We start from the raw sequence: 4166 nt of genomic DNA on the forward strand, positions 1-4166 counted from the left end.
CACGATGGGCCCCGCGCCGATGATCATAATGGATCTGATATCGGTTCTCTTTGGCATGTCGCGGCCCTTCCTGAAGTATGGACACCCCCATGTGTCCAAATTGTCCTGCGTTATAGGCAAGAGCCACCCCGGTGCAAGGGGGAAAGGCCACATCCGGTGTTTAATCGATGCAGCCGGGCGTGCGATCCGGGGAGGGCGCATTGCCGTCAGGCTGCAGCAACAGATGGCCCGCGCAATGTCCCGGTTTCACAGGCCCGCGCGCGATTTTGAAACCCGATGCGTCCCGGCGGGGCCGGTCTTTGTCACAGGCCCAGAAAGACCCGCACGGCCGCCTCGAACTCACGCGGCTTTTCAGCGTGCAGCCAGTGTCCCGCACCGGGTAGTCTGGCAAAGCGCGCGCCGGGGAACAGATCGAGGATCGCCGGACGGTGACCGGCCTGCACATAGTCAGACTGCGCGCCGGACAGAAACAGCGTATCGCCCCCGAACTGTCCGGACACATCCGGAAAGGCGAGTATCTTGTCCATTTCTGCCGCGAGGGTGTCGAGATTGAGCCGCCAGCGCTTGCCCGGCACGTCGAGCGACTGTGTGAAAAAGCTGCACAGCGCGGGCTCGATGCCGAGGGCGGCCAGCTGTGCTTCGGCCTCTGAGCGGCGGGTGACCAGGCCCAGATCGACGCCGCGCATGGCGGTGATGAACTGCATCTGGCTGTGGCTGTACGAAACCGGTGCGATATCTGCGACAACGAGGCGCCGGACCAGCCCGGGGTGTTCCAGCGCCAGCAGCATCGCGGCCTTGCCCCCCATTGAATGGCCCACAACATCCACAGGCCCGCCGATGTGACCGATCAGATCGGCAAGATCGCCGGCCATGTCCTCATAGCTATGGGTTTGCGTACGCGGGCTGTCGCCGTGGTTGCGCATGTCGGGCGTCACGACGCGCGCACTGTCAGAAAGCCGCTTTGCGATCACACCCCAGTTGCGCCCCGAGCCGTAAAGGCCGTGTACAATCACGAGGGCGGGCGCATCCGTATCGCCGTATTCACTATAGCTCAGCATGCCGCCTGCTTAGCGCAGCGGGGGGCGACGTGCCAGCGCGATTGTCACAGATTATACCAGCCCGCAGGCCTGCGCCGAGCGGGTCGCGATGCCAAGAAGGATCACCAGCGTGGTGACCGGAAGCGATGGCTGAAAAGGACTGCGCATGACCGGATCTCCCTGTTTGCCTTCCAGGTGATACGCAGCAGCTCACAGTTTCCGTCGCTTAGGGTTGTGATTTTTCAGTCTGACGGTGACGCGTTGTAATCACTGTCCGCGACCTGATCGAGCCAGGTGACCACACCGCCGTCCAGCGCCTCCTGAAGTGCGATATGGCTCATGCCGGCCTTCGGTGATGCGCCGTGCCAGTGCTCCTCGCCAGGCGCAAACCATACCACATCACCCGGGCGCAACACCCTGACGGGTCCGCCACGGGTCTGCGCCCGCCCCTGGCCCGAGGTCACGATCAGCGTCTGGCCCAGCGGATGAGTATGCCAGGCGGTGCGCGCGCCAGGCTCGAATGTCACATGCGCCCCGCGCAGACGTGCAGGCTCCGGGCTGGACAGCAACGGGTCCAGTCTCACCTGGCCGGTGAAATAATCAGATGAGCCGCTTTCAGAGGGCCTGCTGCCGGAAGGGGTGATGTCCATGCTTCGCGCCTTTTTTACTGAACAGAGTGCGCTGCAACCCTCGCCCGGCCCGGTGCGTCTGGCAAGAAAAAACCCCGCGCCGCAAAGGGCGCAGGGCACTGTCACGAAACGGCAGGGATGCCGCGGGATCAGAGGTTGGGATAAAGCGGGAAACGCGCGCAAAGCTCTGCGACTTCGGCTTTGACCCGGGCCTCAACCTCGCCGTTGCCCTCTGCGCCGTTTGCACCAAGACCATCCACCACCTCAATGATCCAGTCCGCAATCTGGCGGAACTCCGGCTCGCCAAAGCCGCGGGTGGTGCCTGCAGGTGATCCCAGACGAATGCCCGATGTTACCATCGGTTTTTCCGGATCGAACGGGACGCCGTTTTTGTTACAGGTAATATGCGCGCGCTCCAGCGCTTTTTCGGTATCGTTACCCTTTACGCCTTTTGGGCGCAGATCGACCAGCACCACATGGGTGTCCGTGCCGTGAGTGATGGTATCAAGGCCGCCTTTGATCAGCTGATCCGAGAGCGCCTGAGCATTGGTCACAACCTGGCGGATGTAGTGTTTGAAATCCGGACGCAGCGCCTCACCAAAGGCCACAGCCTTGGCCGCGATGACGTGCATCAGCGGACCGCCCTGAATGCCGGGGAAGATTGCCGAATTAAACTTTTTCGCAAGTGCCTCGTCATCTGTCAGGATCATCCCGCCCCGGGGTCCGCGCAGAGTTTTATGCGTGGTTGTCGTCGCGACATGCGCGTGCGGGAAGGGCGACGGATGCTCGCCTGCCGCCACCAGTCCTGCAAAATGCGCCATGTCCACATGCAGATACGCGCCGACCATATCCGCAATTTCGCGCATCCTGGCGAAATCGATCTGGCGCGGGATGGCAGAGCCACCGGCAATGATCAGTTTCGGCTGGTGCTCTTTCGCCAGGGCTTCGACCTGGTCGTAATCCAGCAGATTGTCTTCTTTGCGCACGCCGTACTGGATCGCGTTAAACCATTTGCCGGACTGGTTCGGTTTAGCCCCGTGGGTGAGGTGACCGCCGGCATCAAGGCTCATGCCGAGGATGGTATCACCCGGCTGAAGCAACGCCTGAAAGACACCCTGGTTGGCCTGGCTGCCGGAGTTCGGCTGGACATTGGCAAAGCCGCACTCAAAAAGCTTGCAGGCGCGCTCAATCGCGAGGTTCTCGGCCACATCGACAAACTGACATCCGCCATAATACCGCCGGCCCGGATAGCCTTCGGCGTATTTGTTGGTCATAATCGAACCCTGGGCTTCGAGCACCGCCGCAGAGACGATGTTTTCGGAGGCGATCAGTTCGATCTCATCGCGCTGGCGGCCAAGTTCATCCGTGATCGAGCCAAAAATCTCGGGATCGCTGCTGGCCAGCGTTTCCGTGAAAAATCCGGGATTGCGGTGCGGTGCATTCATGGGTGGTCTCCCTTGCAAAAGCAGAAGTTGAAGCCGTTTACCGCAATCTTCAGGGCCGGGAAAGGGGCGGAAACGACGCGTCCCGCGTGTCCTGCGCCACCGTCCGGAGCCGCACACGGGCGGCGTGTGGCGACTCTGCAGCCCGATACTGGTCAAGGCGATGCATATGTGGTTGTTTCAGGTGGATAAAGTCAGAGGCGGGAGCCGGATGTCACAGAGAATCGCCTTTGCCGCCAGTCGCGCTGATGTGGCCCAGACTGCTCGCGCGGCCCTCGTGACCCGCTACGGGGATGTGCCGCCCGATGAGGCTGACGTCGTCGTGGCGCTGGGCGGAGACGGTTTCATGCTGCAGACCCTGCATGCGACACAGCATCTGCGCGCGCCGGTCTATGGTATGAACCGCGGTACCATCGGGTTTCTGATGAACGCCTATTCCGAGACCGACCTGCGCGAACGCCTGGCTGCCGCCGAAGAGGCCATAATCAACCCTTTGAGCATGCTGGCAACCCGCGCCGATGGCTCCACCGTACAGGCCCTTGCGATCAACGAGGTGTCATTGCTGCGCTCAGGGCCGCAGGCGGCCAAACTGCGGATCACAATCGATAACCGTCTGCGTATGGCGGAACTGGTGTGTGACGGCGCGCTGGTCAGCACGCCTGCGGGCTCGACCGCTTATAATTACTCCGCGCACGGCCCCATTCTGCCGATCGGATCGGAAGTGCTGGCACTGACGGCGATGAGTGCATTCCGCCCCCGGCGGTGGCGCGGTGCTCTGCTGCCGAAAACTGCGGTCGTGCGATTTGACGTGCTGGAGGCCGAAAAACGCCCCGTTATGGCCGAAGCTGATGCAAAATCGGTTCTGGAAGTGGTTTCGGTCGAAATACGCTCGGAGCCCTCGGTGGCCCATCATATCCTTTTCGATCCGGGCCACGGTCTGGAAGAACGGCTGATCAACGAGCAGTTCACGTGATCCTGACGCCCGGGGTGCGCGCGCCGGCTCCACGCGGGCTCTGCACTGATTGCGGCGTTTCCAGAATGCAGGACGCAAAGGCCTG

General features: G+C 62.0%; 4 protein-coding genes. 1 reads left to right on the top strand and 3 read right to left on the bottom strand.

Annotated elements, in window-relative coordinates; translation table 11 throughout:
* Positions 1-302: 302 nt before the first annotated feature.
* The 3 genes from Q0M35_RS17750 to glyA form a co-directional block, all read right to left on the bottom strand.
* Positions 303-1058 carry an alpha/beta fold hydrolase gene (locus tag Q0M35_RS17750; RefSeq protein WP_295317586.1) on the bottom strand — a complete coding sequence of 252 codons (756 nt, stop codon included), beginning with the start codon at positions 1056-1058 and terminating at the stop codon, positions 303-305.
* Between the two features lie 221 nt (positions 1059-1279).
* The gene (locus Q0M35_RS17755) at positions 1280-1687 is read right to left on the bottom strand and encodes a cupin domain-containing protein (RefSeq protein ID WP_295317587.1); all 408 of its coding nucleotides are present in this window, start codon (positions 1685-1687) and stop codon (positions 1280-1282) included.
* A gap of 128 nt (positions 1688-1815) precedes the next feature.
* Positions 1816-3111 carry a serine hydroxymethyltransferase gene (glyA, locus tag Q0M35_RS17760; protein ID WP_295317588.1) on the bottom strand — a complete coding sequence of 432 codons (1296 nt, stop codon included), beginning with the start codon at positions 3109-3111 and terminating at the stop codon, positions 1816-1818.
* Positions 3112-3319: 208 nt separating this feature from the next.
* Here glyA and Q0M35_RS17765 point away from each other — a divergent pair, with 208 nt between their 5' ends.
* Entirely contained in the window at positions 3320-4081 is a 762-nt protein-coding gene (locus Q0M35_RS17765; RefSeq protein WP_295317589.1) for an NAD kinase, read from the top strand.
* The last annotated feature ends 85 nt before the right edge of the window (positions 4082-4166 follow it).

This window comes from Roseobacter sp. (assembly GCF_024639605.1).
GTDB lineage: Bacteria > Pseudomonadota > Alphaproteobacteria > Rhodobacterales > Rhodobacteraceae > Roseobacter.

Bases quoted from the DNA above. Each gene is read 5' to 3' on its own strand.
- glyA (WP_295317588.1), bottom strand. From the start codon at position 3,111: ATGAATGCACCGCACCGCAATCCCGGATTTTTCACGGAAACGCTGGCC.
- Q0M35_RS17750 (WP_295317586.1), bottom strand. From the start codon at position 1,058: ATGCTGAGCTATAGTGAATACGGCGATACGGATGCGCCCGCCCTCGTG.
- Q0M35_RS17765 (WP_295317589.1), top strand. From the start codon at position 3,320: ATGTCACAGAGAATCGCCTTTGCCGCCAGTCGCGCTGATGTGGCCCAG.
- Q0M35_RS17755 (WP_295317587.1), bottom strand. From the start codon at position 1,687: ATGGACATCACCCCTTCCGGCAGCAGGCCCTCTGAAAGCGGCTCATCT.